Source organism: Albimonas pacifica (assembly GCF_900113695.1).
GTDB classification, from domain to species: Bacteria; Pseudomonadota; Alphaproteobacteria; order Rhodobacterales; family Rhodobacteraceae; genus Albimonas; species Albimonas pacifica.
The window spans coordinates 200,116-217,427 of the sequence record NZ_FOQH01000006.1 but is presented as its reverse complement, the minus strand read 5'-3'; the positions used below and the strand labels follow the sequence as shown (position 1 = coordinate 217,427).

At 72.4% G+C, this 17,312-nt stretch carries 3 protein-coding genes (1 of these 3 running past the window's edge); all 3 read right to left on the bottom strand.

Annotated elements, in window-relative coordinates:
• On the bottom strand, positions 1-1,875 hold the full coding sequence (locus BM064_RS14630; protein WP_092860532.1) for a GAF domain-containing protein: 1,875 nt from the start codon (positions 1,873-1,875) through the stop codon (positions 1-3).
• Between the two features lie 11 nt (positions 1,876-1,886).
• Complete coding sequence (locus BM064_RS14625; RefSeq protein WP_092860531.1) at positions 1,887-2,207, bottom strand: DUF3467 domain-containing protein; 321 nt, start codon at positions 2,205-2,207, stop codon at positions 1,887-1,889.
• Between the two features lie 93 nt (positions 2,208-2,300).
• Positions 2,301-17,312 carry the 3' portion of a calcium-binding protein gene (locus BM064_RS14620; RefSeq protein ID WP_143103341.1) on the bottom strand. Its footprint extends 18,303 nt past the window's final position, so the window shows 15,012 of its 33,315 coding nt (coding positions 18,304-33,315); the start codon falls outside the window, past its right edge — the gene reads right to left on this strand; the stop codon is at positions 2,301-2,303.

Sequence of the window (17,312 nt, the reverse complement as noted above, 5' to 3'; positions counted from 1 at the left end):
TCAGAACGTCCAGGGCGACCAGCGCCAGGCGGTCAGCCGGGCCCAGTCGATCAGCGGGCGCATCCAGATCGCGATCAGGCGGCGCTCGTCCACCGCGATGCGCCCGGCGCCCGCCATGCCCGGCGCCAGCCGCGAGGCGTCGCCGAGCACGCGGGCCTCGACCTCGAAGGTGGTGGCGCCTTCCGCGTAGCGGGCGACGGGGGTGACGGCGACCACCTCGATCTCGAAGGGCTGCTCGGGCAGCGCGGCGACCAGCAGGCTGCCGCCCTGCCCGGGCGCGATGTCGGCGATGCGGCGCTCGTCGACCTGCATCACCACCCGCCAGCTGTCCAGGGGCGCGACGTCGAGCAGGCTCTCGCCCCGCGCCACGGCGCCGCCGATGGACTGGGAGAGGTCGCCCGACACCACCACCCCGTCGAAGGGGGCGCGCAGCTCCGAACGGGCGATGCGGGCGTCGATCAGCTCGATCTGCGCCTCGGCCTGGTCGATCTGGGTGGACTTGATGCGCGCCTCGGCCCGGTCGCGGCGGGCCAGCGCCTGCTCGTATTCGCGCACCCGGCGCTGGCGCTCGGTGACGAGGCGCAGGCGCTCGAGCGCGAGGTCGCGGTCGTCGAGCTTGGCCAGCAGGTCGCCCTCCGCCACCCGGTCGCCGGCGCGCACCGGCGCTTCGGCGAGGAAGCCCTCGAAGGGGGCGACGACGGCGCGCTGCACCTCGCCCTCGACCACCGCGTCGGCCGAGACGCGGTAGGGCGCCTTCGCGACCCAGAAGAAGGCGACCACGGCCAGCAGCGCAAGCACCGTCAGCTTGCGCGCCAGCCGCCCCGGCCCCAGCAGGCGGCCGAGATGGGCGAGGGTCACGTCGCCGGCCCGCTGGATCAGCCAGCGGTCGTTGGCGCGCTTCTCCTCCAGCACCGGGGCGAGGACGGTGACCGAGGCCTCCAGCGTCTCCGCCTCCGCCTGGCTGAAGGGACGGTCGGCGGGACGCTCGAAGGTGACGGCGCCGACGTAGCGGTCGACGGCGTAGAGGGGCACGGTCAGCACGTGGCCGGCGCCATGGGCGCGGGCCAGCGCCTCGGCCGCGCGGGTGGCGAGGGGGGCCTCGGCGGTCGCCTCGGGGTGGAGGGTGACGGCGCGCTGGTCGATCGCCTCGTCCATCGCGGCGGCGATCAGGCGGACGAGGTCCATGCGCCGTCCGAACTGGGCGGCGTGGGAGATCGCGCGCACCCGCGTCGCGCGCCCGCGGCGCACGCCGATGGCGACCCGGTCGCAGGCGAAGCGGGCGGCGAGATCGGTGGCGGCCGCGCGGGCGGCGCTCTCGAACCCCTCCCGCTCGGCGGCGGCGACGACGACGTGGAGCGCGTGGCCGACCTGCTCGTATCGGGTGCGCTCGGCCGCGGCGGCGTCGGCGCGGGCCGCGTCGCGCAGCCAGGCGCAGGCCCATTGCAGGGAGCGCATGGCGCGGCGCATCCCCTCGGGCCCCTGGGGCGACATCTCCAGCACCCCGGCGCCCAGCGCCCTGCCGTCGACGAGGATCGGCACGGCCATGGCGACAGGCTGGTCGGCCGCGTCGGGGCCGGCGGCGCCGCGGATCACGCCGCGCGCCTGGGCGAGGGCGCTCTCGGCCGCGGCCAGCGCCTCGCCCGAGGGCAGTCGGGTCGCGGGATGGGCGGCGGCGACGCGCAGCGGGCGCCCGTCGCCGGGATCGAGCATCACCGCCGCCGCCTGCGCGCCGCGGATGCGCGCGCAGGCCATCGGCGCCCAGGCCTGCGCCGTGGCGGCGAGGCCCTCGGCCGCCGAGAGCTGCGCCCAGAGCGCCCGCTCGGACGCGTCGAGGCCCGAAGGCGGAGGGGACTGCGGCTCTGCCGGGCCGTCCATGGCGGCCCGCCTCAGCCGCCGTCGACCTTGAGCGCGCCGTGGCGCTGCTCGTACTCGCGCAGCACGCGGGTCAGGATCGCGTGCAGCCGCTTGGCGGCCAGCGGCGTGAGGATCATGCGGTTGGTCAGCTCGACCCGCAGCGCCGCGTCGTCCTTGATGTTCCAGGTGCGGTTGGTGCCGAAGAACAGCTCGATCTGCTCCCGCGTGCCCTGGATGTTCACCACGTTGGCGAAGTTCGTCGCCATGCCGGCGTCGTCCCACTCGATGGTGGAGTCGCGTCGGGCGGCCTCGCCCTGCGGCCCCGCCGACGCGTCCGCGTCGCCGTTCTTCATCTCTGCCCCCTGCCCGCCTTCATGGCGGTTCCTGTCGTTGTCGCGCGATGCCCGGCCGCCGCGGGCGGCCAGGTCCCGGCCGCCCGCGGCGGCTCAGTCATCGTACCAAGGCTTGCCTTTCCCGTCATCGATGGGCGGGGTCGGCACCACGCCCTCGTAGATCCAGGCGTCGTCGGCGTCGTCGGCCCAGCCGCCCGGCGGGCGCTGCTCGAGATCGTCGATCACCCAGATCCCGCCCAGCTTGTCGACATAGGCGAAGACCGACCCGTCGGCGTCGAGCAGCGTGTAGAGCGCATCCTCGCGCGGCGGCGCGGTCGGAGAGGCCGCCGCCGCGACGAAGCTGTCGCTCGCCTCGTCGTAGACGTAGGTCCCGCCGGAGGGGGGCGTGTAGCTCTTCTTCCAGCCGTGGCCGCTCCAGGTCCCTTCCAGGCTGATCACGATCTCGCTCGACTGGATCGCCGCGATGATCTCGTGAACCGAGGCGCGCTCGGCCGTGGTGGCGGTGATCGGCGGCTCGAGCCGGTCGTCGCGGGTCTCGGGCGGCGCGGCGCGGCCGGCCTCGTGGAGCATCTCGCCCACCCAGGCGGCCGGGTCGAGATCGTCCGCGGTCCCGGCCGGATCCACGATCCGCGAGCCGGCGCGGTCGAGATCCGCGCCCCAGGCGCTGAACCAGGGCCCGAGGTTGAAGTCCGGCGGCGGGCCGTCGTAGTCGACGTCGTCGTGATGATGCTCGCGCAGGCGGTCGTGGCCCGGTCCGCCGAACAGCACGTCGTCGCCGCTGTTCCCGTCCAGGTCGTCGTCGCCGAGCCCGCCCATCAGGATGTCGTCGTCGTTGCCGCCGTCGAGCTCGTCGTCGCCCTCGCCGCCGGCCAGCAGGTCGTCGTCCTTGCCGCCGTCGAGCTCGTCGTTCCCGAGGCCGCCGAGCAGCAGGTCGCGGCCGTACTCGCCCTCGAGCTCGTCGTCGCCCTCGCCGCCGTCGAGAAGGTCGTCGCCGTGGTCGCCGCGCAGGTGGTCGTTCCCGGCCTCGCCCAGCAGCACGTCGTCGCCGTCCTCGCCGTCGATGACGTCGTCGCCGCCGCGCCCGGCGAGCGCGTTGGCCCGGTCGTTGCCGTCGATCACGTCGGCGAACTCGGAGCCGGTGACGTCCTCGAACCCTTCGTCGGTGTAGAGCTGCAGGGCGAGGTTCAGGTCCCCGTCGGTGCGCTCGCCGTTCACCACCTGCAGCCCGCCGTCGTCGAGGTCGATCTCCACGCCCGCGCCGAACTGCGAGAAGTCGAGCCGGTCGTGGGGATCGTTGACGCCCGGGTCGTAGGGACCGGATTCGATCAGCCGGTCGGTCCCGAGCCCGAGACCCTCGAACCCGAACGCGTCGTTGCCGAACTGGCCGTAGATCACGTCCTCGTCCTGGTCGCCGAACAGATGGTCGTTGTCGCCGATGTCCTCGTCCAGCAGCTCCAGCCCGAACAGCTCCCACGGGGAGAAGTGGTTGTGGCCGTAGCCGTAGCCGTTGCCGTGGCTGATGTGGCCGTTTCCGTTGTCCTTGTCGGCGTCGTTGTGGCCGATGCCCTTGTCGTCCCACTCGACCCCCACGAGGCCGATGGGCTCGATCCCGGTCAGCAGCACCCGGGCGCCGTCGGCCAGGATCAGGTCGCGGCCCTCGCCGCCCCGGATCACGTCGCCCAGCACGTCGTCGAGGTCAGAGCCGCCGTCGCTGTCGCGGCCCGTGGTGCCGCCGATCAGCAGGTCCCGGTCGGCGCCGCCGCGGATCACGTCGTCGCCGCCCATGCCGGGATCGGTGGTGAAGACCTCGTAGGTCAGCCCCCCGAACCGGCGGCCGACGCCGTCGTCGCCCAGCACCACGTCGCGGTCCCAGTCGCCGCCCGTCGCAGGCCCGTCCACCACGGCGTCCTTGTCCGGCCCGCCGACCACCTGGATGCCCGCGATCGAGGGCACGGCGTCGTACTTGTGACCCGGATCCTCGACCCGCACCGAGAAGGCGTCGCCCGTCACGTTGCGGAACACCACGTAGTTGCCCGCGGCCGGCGCGTTCGGGTCGGTCGAGCCGCCCTCGACGAAGGTCCCGGCGAAGGTCTGCCCCTCCGGATCGTCGAGGTAGTAGGTCACCCCGCCGCCGGTGATCGCGCGGACCGAGTCGTCGTGGCGCGAGGCGTCGCGGTCGTCCGCGTCGAGGTAGACGTAGACGTCGTAGACCCCCGGGAACACCTCCGAGAGGCCCGTGAGCTTCGCGTCCAGCACGTCGCGGCCGGAGGCGGAGGCGTAGCCCTCGAAGAGGCGCGCGTTCTGGGTGTCGGGGTCCACGATCTCGTCGTGGCCGTCGACGTCGGCCGCGTCGGGGCGGTGGCCGTCGAGGTCGACGCCCCACTCCAGCGTCACGCCGGTCGCCTCGCCGCCGCCGTCGAGCTTGAAGCCCGTGGCCTTCTGCGCGCCGTCATGCTTGCCGCCGAAGAGCCAGTCGAACAGGCCCCAGTCCGCGTAGCCGTCGGACTTGCCGGTGGTCTTCTGCTCGCCGGGCAGGTTGTTCCAGTCGCCCGCCTGGACGACGCCGGCGACGCCGGTGACCTGGCCCTTGTCGACGTCGGCCCCGAAGTTGAAGCTCAGCACCGTGACGTCGCCGAGGTCGTAGGCCTGCTCGACCCCCGCCCCGATGTCGTCGTCGCCGGCGCCGCCGATCACGAGGTCGTTGCCGTTGCCGGTCAGGATCGCGTCGTTCCCGCCGATGCCCGCGAAGATCGAGCGGATCTCGCGCAGCTCGCCGCCCATGATCGTGCCGCGGCCGTGGTCGCCCACCACCACGTCGTCGTCGACGGCCCCGCGGCTGGGCGCCCCGAAGGCGTCGATGCGGTCGTCGCCCAGCCCGCCGATCACCACGTCGCCGCCGCCGCCCGTGAGGATCACGTCGTCGCCGCCGAACGCGGGGTCGGTGCTCTCGATCCGGTCGACCGGCAGGGACTGGCCCACCACCTGGATCGCCGAGATCGCGGCCTGGGTGAAGCGCGAGCCGTCGGCGGTCGCGATGCGCAGGTCGAAGACGTCGCCCGTCACGTTGCGGAACACCACGTAGGAGCCGGTCTGCGCCCCGCCCGCCGCGGTCGAGGTGACCTCGACGAAGGTCCCCTCGAAGGTGTTCCCGTCGGGATCGTTCAGGAAGAACGTCGTGGTCCCGTCCGAGAGGCTGCGGATCGAGGATCCGCCGCGCGAGTCATGGTCGTCGGCGTCGAGGTAGACGTAGACGTCGGCGCTGGTGAAATGCGCCGCCAGGCCGGAGATCGTGACCGCGACCTCCTCGTCGTCGCCGGCCGCGAGGTAGCCCTCGAACATCCGCTCGTCCTCGGTGGAGGGGTAGCGGATTTCCGAGTGCGTCTCGGCGTCGAGGTCGTCCTCGTAGCCGCCGGCCCGCACTCCGCGCCAGGCGATCGCCACGCCCGCGGCGATGGCGCCGTCGTCGAACGAGATCAGCTCGGTCGGGGCGTCGCCCCAGGTGGTCGGCCCGTCGCCCTCGAGGTTGTTCCAGTTCCCGACCTTCACGACCCCGGCCTCGCCGGTCACGTTGCGGTCGGGATGGCCCGCGCCGAAGTTGAAGGACAGGATCCGCTCGCTCTCGCCCGCGTCGTATTCGGCGGTGCCGAGGAAGGTGAGGAAGCCGTTGTCGCCCAGCACCGTGTCCTGCGCGTCGTCGTCGGCGGTGGTGGTCAGCGAGGCCACCAGCACGTCGTCGCCCGAGCCGCCCAGCACGATGTCGGGGCCCGAGCCGGTGACGGCCACGTCGTCCCCGCCATGCTCGGGGTCGGTGGTCTCGATCCGGATCAGCTCGCCCTCTTGCGTGAAGGTCGCGCGCCCGTTGTCGCCCACCACCACGTCGGCGGCGGAGTCGCCCGGGTCGATGGCGTTGTAGTCGCCGGCAGCCACCAGGGCCACGATCACGGCCACGTCGGCCGCGCCCCCGGCGGAGGCCGCCAGGATGACGTCGTCGCCCACGCCGCCGATGACGATGTCGGTCCCGAGCCCGGTGGTGATCACGTCGTCGCCGCCGAAGGCGGGGTCGATGCTCTGGATCAGGGTCAGGACGCCGGCGGCGTTGAACACCGCCTCGCCGTTGTCGCCGACCACGATGTCGAGCGCCGCGTCGTCGCCGCCCGCCAGCACCAGGTCGTCGCCCGAGCCCGCCAGCACGATGTCCGCGCCATTGCCGGTCAGGATCCGGTCGTCGCCGCCATCCGCGGGATCGGTGGTGAAGACATGGCGCAGCAGGCTCTCGGGGGAGGCGGGGTCGAAGATCGCCGCGCCGTTGTCGCCGATCACCACGTCGCGGTCGTTGGTCGAGTTGGCCCCGCCCGCCGCCGCGATCACGTCGTCGCCGACGCCGCCCAGCACGATGTCCGGGCCGTCGCCGGTGACGATCACGTCGTCGCCGCCGTCGGCCGGCGCGGTCGTCTCGATGCGCATCAGCTCGCGGGCGTCGGTGAAGAACGCCCGGCCGTTGTCGCCCACCACCACGTCGGCGGCGTCGTCGCCGGGGTCGATCGCCTCGAGCTCGCCGGCGAGCGCCAGCGCCACGATGGCGTCGACGTCCGCCGTGTCGCCGGCGGTGGCCGCCAGGATCACGTCGTCCCCGGCGCCGCCGATCACCACGTCCGGCCCGCGGCCGGTGGTGATCACGTCGTCCCCGCCCGAGGCGGGAACCGTGCTCTCGATGAAGGTCAGGATCCCGGCGGCGTTGAACACCGCCCGGCCGTTGTCGCCCACCGCCACGTCGGCGGCGGCATCTTCGCCGCCGGCGAGGATCAGGTCGTCGCCCAGGCCGCCGATCACCACGTCGGCGCCGCCGCCGGTGAGGATCAGGTCGTCGTCGCCGTATTCCGGCTCGCCAGGGATCGCGGGGTCGGTCGACCGGATCTCGCGCAGCACGCTCTCGGGGCTGGCCGGGTCGAAGACCGCCACGCCGTTGTCGCCCAGAACCACGTCATTGTCCGCGCCGCCGGCGGCCGCGATCAGGTCCTTGCCCGAGCCGCCCAGCACGATGTCCGCGCCGTCGCCCGAGATCAGGATGTCGTCGCCGCCATGCTCGGCGTCCGAGGTCTCGATCCGGATCAGCTCGCGCGCGTCGGTGAAGGCGGCGCGGCCGTTGTCGCCCACGATCACGTCGGCGGCGTCGTCGCCCACGTCGATCGCCTCGATCTCGCCGGCCTCGACCAGGGCCACGACCGCGGCCACGTCCGCCTCGGAGCCGCCGACGGCGGCGAGCACGATGTCCTCGCCCGCGCCGCCGATGACCACGTCGGCGCCCGCGCCGGTGGTGATCACGTCGTTCCCGCCCGAGCCGGGGACCGTGCTCTCGATCAGGGTCAGCACGCCGGCGGCGTTGAACACCGCCCGCCCGTTGTCGCCGACCGCGACGTCGGCGGCGGCGTCTTCGCCGCCCGCCAGGATCAGGTCGTCGCCCAGGCCGCCGATGACGATGTCCGCCCCGCCGCCGGTGAGGATCACGTCGTCGTCGCCGTATTCGGCCTCGCCCTGGACCTCGGGGTCGGTGGACCGGATCTCGCGCAGGACCGACTGCGGGGAGGCCGGGTCGAAGACCGCCTCGCCGTTGTCGCCCAGCACCACGTCCGCGTCGGCGCCGCCGCCGGCCACGATCACGTCCGCGCCCGAGCCGCCCAGCACCACGTCCGCGCCGTCGCCGGTCACGATCAGGTCCGAGGCGCCGAACTCGGGAGAGGTCGTGCGCACCCGCACGATCTCGCCCGCTTCGGTGAAGAAGGCCTCGCCGTCGTCGCCGACCACCACGTCGGCGGCCGCGTCGCCCACGTCGACGCCCTCGTAGTCGCCCGCCAGCAGCTGGGCCACGATCGCGTCCACGTCCGCCGTCTCGCCGGCGGTGGCCGCGAGCACCACGTCCTCGCCCGCGCCGCCCAGCACCACGTCGGCGCCGCCGCCCGCGGTGATCACGTCGCCCGCCCCCTGGTCGGGGTGGGTGGTGCGGATCTCGACCAGCACGCCGGCGGCCGAGAAGATCGCCTCGCCGTCGTCGCCCACCACCACGTCGATGGCGTCGTCCGAGCCGCCCGCGAGGATGCGGTCCGCGGCCCCGCCGCCGAAGGCGATGTCGCGCCCGTCGCCGCCGCGCAGGTCGTCCTCGCCCGAGCGGGTCGGGGCGAGCGTCACCACGCGGTCGACGAAGGCGATGTCGCCGTCGATGACCCCGAACTGGGCCATGCCGTGGTCGCCGATCAGGATGTCGGCGCCGGTCCCGGCGTCGGCCGTGTCGTCGCCGAGCCCCAGGATCACGATGTCGTCGCCCGCCCCGGAATTCACCCGGTCGTTGGCGCCGTCGTCGAAGCTGGTGCTCTCGACCTGGGTCACGTTCCCGGTGTTGGCCAGCCGCAGCGTGCCCTCGACCTGGGTGATGATGCCGAAGTCGCCGAGGATGATGTCGCGGCCCTCGCCGCCCTCGATGCTGTCCTCGCCCGGCAGGCGCTGGTCGGCGCTGTCGAGGCTGGGGGTCAGGTCGACGAAGTCGACGACCGTCAGCTCGCGGGTCACGAGATCGACGATGAAGCCGCCGTCGCCGTAGATGTGGTCGTCGCCGCCGAGCCCGAGGATCAGGTCGTCGCCGCCGCCGCCGGCGAGCTGGTCCGCCGCCGCCGAGCCGATGATCGTGTCGTCGCCGGCCCCGCCGTAGGCCGCGAAGCCCACCGCCGCGTCGGGATCGATGTCGAGCGCAGAGGCGTCGATCGTGTCGTTCCCGCCGCCGTCGAAGACATAGGCCCCGCCGGTGGGCGTGCCGCCGGAGAAGTCGTACTTGCCGCCGTCGGCGTCGGTGTCGCCGTGCACCACCAGCAGGCTGTCGGGGCCCGCGCCGCCGGTGACGGTGATCGCGTCGTCGCCGCCGCCGCCGTGGATCACGGTGATCGGCGCCACCGCCTCGCCGGTCCCGTTCGGGCCGGTGGTGCGGTCGGAGTCGTCGGTCGTCGTCTCGACGTAGAACGTGTCGTTCCCCGAGCCCAGCAGCAGGTCCACCGTCTCGATCCCCGAGAAGGCGATGCCCTCGGCGAAGGTGCTCAGCTCGGAGCCGTCCTGTGCCTCGGAGATGTCGAAGGTCCGCACGCCGGTGCCCATGCCCAGGCCGTTGACCAGGGTGAAGCCGGCCCCGTTGGGGTTCTGCTCGGCGGCGACGCCGTTGGCGTCATAGGCCGCGCCGGCGGTGGTCATCCAGCCGACGTCCGGGGTCTCGGAGCTGTCGTTGAAGATCTCCAGGCTGTCGAGCGACTGGCTCTCGTCCAGGGTCGCGTCGACGTCGACCGGGGCCTCCGGCGTCTCGGTCGGCAGCATGATCGCCACCTCGAGGCTGCGGTCGGCGTCGGTCGCCCCGCCCTCGATCACCAGCGGGCCGTTGAGCTTCGAGAGCAGGTGCGGCTCGCCCGGGAAGGCCTTGGTCACGTAGGAGCGGTCGCCGGCCACGAAGTCCGTGTCGGCCTCGATCTGCACCTCGACGTCCTGGTCCCAGTTGGAGGCGTCGAAGACCACCACGCCCACCTCGGCGAAGAGGCGGCCCGAGGTCATCGCGCCGGCCGCGAACTCCACCCCGCCCGCGAAGGTCAGGGTCCGCCCGTCGGAGGAGATCGCGAGGATCTGGTAGCGGCCGTCGTTGCCGGCCGAGCCCTCGATCTCGATCACCAGGCCGACCGAGAAGCCGTCCGCCCGCCAGTCGCCCGAGGCGCGCGACAGCGTCGGCGTCTCGGCGTCGGGGGCGAAGGTCAGCGGCGTGACCGCGGCGTCGGTCGCCGCGATCTCCTGCAGCGAGACGCGCGCGTCCTCGATGAAGCGGGTCTGGCCGTCGGCGAAGAGGCGCACCTCGACCGGGTCGGTCGGCGCCGAGGTCAGGCGCACGAGGTAGCTGTCGGACTTGCCCCCCGCCCCGTCGACCGGGGCGTAGACCACGGTGTCGCCGTCGGTCTCGCGGATCACCACGCCGGCGCCGTCGCCGTCGAGCGTCTCGACGCGCACCGTCTCCTCGGCCACGCCGGCGAAGGCGCCGCCGGTGGAGGTGGTGGCGTGGACCAGCTTCAGCCGCTCGGGGTTCTCGCGCAGGCCGTCGGCGTCGGCCGAGACCACGACCGTCTGCGCCACGTCCCAGTTCGAGGCGTCGAAGGTCAGCACCAGCCCGTCGCCGGACTGCGCGCCCGAGGCCAGCGTCAGCTCGCCCGCCTGGGCCGCGACGCTCGCGTCGTCGAGGTCGATGGCGACGCTGACCGTCTCGCCCGCGTTGGGCGTGCGGCTGAGGCGGACCGTGTAGTCGTCGGAGAAGCCCGAGGCCCCCTCCAGCACCTCGGTGGCGCCCTCGCTTTCCTCGATGATCAGGTAGGCGCGGTCGTTGTCGTCCACCGTCACCTCGACGTTCGCCACGTCCGCGCCGTCGAAGCGGGCGTCGTCCGAGGCGACCGAGTGGTTGATGAACACCGTGCGCCGGCCCTCGTCCGCGGCGTCGTCGACGGCGCGGATCTCGACCGTCTGCTCGATGTTCCAGTTCGAGGCGTCGAACTCCAGCACCAGCGCGTCGGTCCAGGCGCCGCCGTTCGCGCGCACCAGCACGGTGTCGGCGGGCAGAGCCTCGATCGTGATGCCCGAGAGGCCCGCGGCCGCGGTCAGCGCCACGTCCTCGGCGCCCGAGGCGAGGGTGAGCTGGCCCGCGGTCACGGCCGTGACCTTGTAGACGCCGTCCTGCCCGTCGGTCCCGCTCAGGCGCACCGACATGAAGCGGTCGAAGCCGTCGGCGATGAAGCTGCCGCCGTCGTTGCGCGCGATCCCGTAGGCCGAGAGGCTGACGGAGGCCGGCGAGGCCGAGGGCAGGACCTGGTCGCGGTCCTCGGTCGAGGACCGCGCGGCCGAGACGGTCACGAAGACCGGCCCCGCCACCGGCGCCACCGCGAGCGCGACGGTGTAGTCGTCGAGGGTGCGTCCCTCCTCGGAGACCGCGGCGAAGCCGTCGGAGGCCTCCTGGCTGATCTGGACCACGCCGAGGGTCTCGTCGGCGATGGTGGTGCCCAGGCCCTCGATCGGCACGCCGTCGTAGGCGTCGTCGTCGCTGGCCGCGGCGTGGTTGATCAGGCCGGAGCGGCCGTCGACCTCGGCCGAGTCGATCTCGGCCGTCACGTCGCCGGCGACCTTGAAGCTGTCGGAGCCGAGGCCGCCGATGATCCGGGTCACCGCCTGCTCGGGCGTGGAGAGGATGAAGAAGGTGTCGTCGCCCTCGAGCCCGTCGATCTCGAGCGACTCCTCGGCGCCGGAGATGGTGACGTTGAGGCCGGTGCCGAAGACGCCGTCCTCGGTGATCACGAACTCGTCCCCGAACTCGGAGCCCAGCGCCACGACTGTGTCGAAGCCCGTGCCGCCGTCGATGTCGACGGGGGCGTTGATGTTGTACTCGATCTGGTCGTCGCCGGCGCCGGCGGCGATCTGGGCGCGGATCTGCGCCGTGGTCTGGCCGTCGGCGAGCTTGACGAAGGCGCGCACCACGAAGGTGTCGTTGCCGGCCTCGCCCTCCATCCGCAGCACGGCCTGGTTGGAGTAGACGTTGAAGATGTCCTGGCCAGAGCCGCCGTAGATCACGGTGGCGTAGGAGATGCCCTTCGAGAGCCACCCGCGGGTGATCCGGGTCGCGTCGATATCGTCGCCCGGCGCGATCCCCATGATGCCCGCGATGGGCTCCAGCCCGAACACCTGGCCGATCTGGAAGTCGTCGTTCCCGGCGCCGCCGTCGAGGGTCATGATCGTGGCGTTGTCGTCGGAGATGAACACGTCGTCCCCGTCGAGGCCTTCCAGCGTCAGGCGGCCGTTGACGGTGCGGTCGTAGTTGATCCGCTCGACCGTCGTGGGCCGGGCGCCGGCGCCCTCAAGGCCGCGGGCCTGGTCGGGGGTGCCGTGCATCAGCGCCACGAAGTTGGCGCGCGAGAGGAAAATGTCCGCCTCGGTCGTGCCGCGGACCACCATCGTGTCGGCCCCGTCGCCGCGCGCGCCGCTGTCGGAGACGTCGATCACGTAGTCGATCGCGTCGTCGCGCCCGGTCAGCGAGCCGTGGGTCAGGATCAGGATGTCGTCCGCCCCGGCCCCGCCGTCGAGGCGCAGGCTGTCGTCGGCGTCCTGGGTGGACAGCCGGTCGATGAAGATCAGGTCGTCGCCGGTCCCGCCGAAGACGGTGGCGGCGCCGTCGACGTCGGCCATCTCGTCGAGCTCGATCAGGTCGTCGCCCGCGTCGCCGCCGATGGCGATGACCGGGGCCGAGAGCGCCGCCTGCGTGAAGGTCAGGCGATCCTCGCCCGCCCCGCCGGAGACGGTGATCGCGTCGCCCGCCTCGATCTCGCCGGTGACGTCGAGCGTGTCGTCGGCGTTCCCGAGCGCCATCGAGACCTCGCCGTTCACCGCCACGATGGAGCCCGCGACGATCACCGCGTCCTCGTCGCCGCGGGTGGAGACGGAGACGTCGCGCGCCGCCGTGATCGAGGCGGCGGCCGCCACCAGCACCACGTCCGCGGCCGAGCCCGTCAGCAGGTCCACGTCGCCCGCCGAGGTCAGGATGTCGCCGAAGATCGAGAGCGCGTCGCCCGTGGAGGGATCGGCGTCGCCCGCGTCGGTCTCGATCGAGACGTCGTCGCGCGCCAGGATCCGCGCCCCGGCCGAGAGGGTGAAGTCGTCGCCCGCCTCGATGCGGACCGAGCCGCTGTCGGCCTCGACCGTCACGCCGGGCGCGATCAGGACGAAGTCGGCCTCTGGGTCGGCGTCGTCGTTGGCGGTGATCAGGATGTCGCCGCCCAGGGTGGTCACGCCCGCGGCCGGGGCCGAGGTCGAGGTCTGGTCGGCCGAGATGGTGATCGGCGAGGAGGCCGAGATCACGATGTCCCCGCCCGCGATCTGCCCGACCGCGGTGGGATCGGCGAAGGCCGAGACGGTCAGCCCGCCCAGCGCCCAGTCGTCGACCTCCAGCGCCTGGTCGTTGTCGAGATGGGTCGAGCCCTGGACCGAGCGGGTCTGCAGCAGGTCGATGCGCGCCAGGATCGGAGCGCCCTCGGCGCCGATGTCCTGGGCGGCCACCAGGTAGAAGGCGTCGCCGATGATGTTGCGCCCGCCCCAGGTGGGGGTCCCGGCGTTGATCGAGCCGGTGGTCGCCACGATGAAGGCGCCCAGCGAGCCGGTCCCCGTCAGCTCCACCGAGCCCAGCGTCAGGTCGCCGTTGGTCTCGATCAGGTAGAGGTTCTCGTCCACCAGCACGTCGAGCACGCCGCCCTGGCCGGAGCGGGTGTTCACGTCGAGCGGGTTGCCCGCCGCGCCGATCTGGCCCGCCAGCGAGGTCAGGAAGATCGACCGGCCGGAGACGTCCGCCCGCGGCAGGGTCGAGGGGCCCGTGAGCTCGGCGCTGTCGGGATCGGTCGGGTCGCTGAGGTCGACCGCGTCGAGGATCGAGCCGAAGGCCAGCAGGCTGACGTCGCCGCCCGAGGAGTGGACGGTGCGGATGTTCATCGCGCTCTCGGTCTCGGCGAGCGCGATGTCCCCGACCGCGACCGCGGTCAGCAGGCCGATCTCGCCCGGCGCGACGTCGCCGCGCGTCTCGATCTCCAGCGGATTGAGGAAGGTGCCGATCGAGCCGCCGGCCCGCAGGTCGAGGTTGGTGGCCTTGATGTTGATCAGCTCGTTGCCGATGGCGTCCAGGATCGAGCCCTGCGCCACCAGCTTGATGTCGTCCTCCAGCGAGAAGGCGGTGAACAGGTTGATGTCGCCGTCCAGCTCCTCGACGAAGATGTCGTCCTGGGCGCGCAGGGTCAGGGTCGCGTCGGACTGCAGGTCGAGCAGGATCGGCGCGTCCTCGGTCCCGATGCCGCCCGAGCCGGACTCGAGCACCAGGTCGCCGGTGTCGAGGTTCCAGGTCCCGTCGTCGGTGCCGTTGGTCAGGTCGCCCGCGGCCTTGACCCGCGCGCTCTCGCCCGCCGTGAGCTCGCCGAGGTCGATGGCCCCCTCGGAGCCGATGTAGAATTCGCCGCCCGCCGAGCCGGAGATCTGGCCGGAGACGGTGACGTCGAGGTCCTCGCGCTGCTGGATCTGCAGGAAGGTCAGCTCGACGAACTGGTCGACGGTGAAGATCTCGGCCGCGCCGAAGTTGGACAGCGGCGAGCCGACGAGGGTCAGCGTCGAGCCGTCCGCCGAGACGGAGTCCACCTGATAGAGGGATTCCGAGTCGTTCTCGTTGGCCTCCGGACCGCCGACGATCAGCACCTTCATGCCCGCGGCGAAGGCGGAGAAGTCGCCCGCCTGGCCCACGATGGCGTCGCCGCCCGTGACCGTCGCCTCGACCTCGGCCGAGACGCCGCGCGGGTCGAGGGCGATGCCCGAGATGGTCACGTCGACGATGTCGAAGCCCGCGATCCGGGTGCGCGTCTCGTCGAGCGTGATGACCGAGCCCGCGACCGACTTGATCGTGTAGAACGGCCCCTCTTCGGTGGCGTTGGCCGTGGGGCCCTCCACCTGGATCACCGTGCCGGGGGTCAGGTCCGCGGCCCAGCCCAGCCCGTCGGTGCGGGTGATCGTGTCCACGCCGCCGACCGTGCGGAACACGACCTCGGTCGTGTAGCGCCCGGTGGTCCCGTAGAACAGGTCGTTGCGCTCGGCGGCGCCCAGCAGGATGCGCTGTTCGTCGGTCAGGGTCGCGCCGGGCACGATGTCGATGACCTGCGAGCCCGAGGTGCGCCCGATGTCGTCGCCCGCCTCGATGTAGACATTGCGCCCGACGATGTTGGCGTCCTCGATGGTGGTCGCGGTGTCCGAGATCTCGGCCAGCAGGCCCGCGCCGATGGCGTTGACCAGCTCCTGCTCGCTCCACAGGCGCACGCCGCCCTCGAGCTCGGCGATCTCGTCCGCGGTCAGCGTGTAGGCGTAGTCGGGATCGTAGGCCGCGGTCTCGTCGCCGTAGGTCTCCAGCAGCACCCGGTAGCGCTGGGTGCGGGATTCCCGCAGCGTCTCGATGGCGGTCGCCACATAGGCCTGCACGGCCGCCGGATCGGTGATCGGCTCGTCGAGGTCGGCGGCCTGCTCGGCGTAGAACGCCTCCAGCGAGGCGAGCTCGGCGGGGTCGATCGCCAGCAGCGCGGCCGCGTCGTAGGACGGGTGCGAGGGGTCGAAGACGTCGGGATCGGCCTGCTCGCCGCGCCACTTCCAGTAGGTGCGGTACTCGTCGGTCTTGGCCGCCGCCTTGGCCGCGATCAGCACGTCGACCTTGTCGTTGCGCTCGTCCCCGTCCACGTCCGTGGTCAGGTCCAGCGCGCCCCAGACGGTGGAGCGCAGGGTCTCGACCGCGCGGTCGTCGACCTCGATCGAGTCGTCGCCGTCGAAGATCGAGGCCGGCGCGATCAGCTCCACGTCGCCGCCCGCGATCAGGTTCTCGACCGTCAGGTCGCCCGCGACCTCCTCGAGATAGGCGCCGCCGGCCGCGTCCACGTTCAGCTTGGAGGCCGCCGAGGTCCCGGCGTCGATCTCCAGCCGGTTGCCGTCGCCCGAGGCGCCGATGTCGCCCGCCTCGGTCGCCAGGGTGATGGCCTGGCCGGTGACCCGGCCGCCCGCCGCCGCCTGGATGTCGCCCTGCGAGACCAGCACCGCGTCGCCCGCGGCGGTGATCTCGGCGACGCGCGCGCCGCCGATCTCGCCGTCCAGCGACAGGGCCAGCTCGTAGATCGCCACGTCGCCGAACTCGGAGGTGGCGATCAGCGCGCCCGGGCCGCCGTCGGTGACGTCGGTGCGCAGCAGGGGCGTGACGGCCGCGTCGGCCTTGGGGGACTCGATCCCCAGCGCCTGCAGCAGCGTGCGGTTGGGCGCGGTGCCCACGCCCAGCTTGCCGTGCAGCTCGACGTTCTCGCCGCCCACCCGGGCCTCCTCGCCCTCGGAGGTGATGTAGCGGTCGGACGAGATGTAGGTGTCGCCGGTGGCGTTGGCGATCGGGCCGCGCACGATCACGTCGGCCTCGTTGCCGTAGATCGTCACCCGGCCGCGGTCGTAGCCGATGAAGTCGATGTCGATCGGGTAGTCGGCCTTGATCGAGTGGGTGTCGACCGTCGAGGTGAACCGGGTCTCGGTCGTCTCGGTGTAGTAGGTCTTCTTGCCGTACCAGGTGGAGGTGGTCCAGCGACGCTCGGTCTCGATGGGATCCTCGAGGTCGGACTCGGTCTCCGAGTGGATGTAGGGATCCGCGACCTGATCGGGCTTGTAGGAGAAGTAGTTCGAGTTCGGCACCAGCGTCGCCGGCCCGAGCGGCGTGACCGAGGGGCCCGAGACGATGTCGTCGGGGTCGGGCACCAGGAAGTCGATGTCGAGCCAGGTGGCGGTGGCGTAGGTGGTCACCGTGCGCTCGCGCGCCTCCAGCGCCACCGACCAGCCGTAGCGCCAGCCGGCCTTGGGATCGTAGTCGGGGATCGCGCCGCGCGCGTAGTCGGTCGAGCCCGGGTTCTGGGTCTCGTTGACGTTGATCGTGCCGTCGTCCTGGAGCTGGTAGATCGTGGTGAAGGGAACCGTGGCCTCCTGGGTCTGCACCACGCCCTCGTCGTCGATGTACTCGACGTCGGCGGTGATCTCGCCCTTGGCCTTGTCCTTGATGATCAGGGCGCCCTGCCCGCCCTTCTCGATGTCGAGCCGCTGGATCACCAGGTCGACGTCGGGCTCGGCGCCGAATTCCATGTCGTTGGTGATCAGCACGTCGGCATAGCCGCCGAACACCCGGATCTCGCCGCGATGGGTGTTGAGGATGTGGCCGGTCAGGTCCACGTAGCCGCCCGAGGGGGTCAGCTCCTCGATCAGCACCTCTTCGGTGGCGGTGTCGTAGCGCACCAGGAAGTCGTCGCTGTCGACGTCGAGCACCTTGATGCCCGTGGCCCCGGCGGCGCGGTAGTCGAGGATCTGCTGCTTGACGTCGTCGGTCAGGGTCAGGGCGTAGTCCGCCTTGCCCGACTGCATGATGCCGTTGATGTTGATGTATTCGGCGTCGATGGTGATCCGGTCGGCCAGCAGGTCGGGCTCGGCGTCCGCGCCGTAGCCCGGGCCGTTGATCTCGGA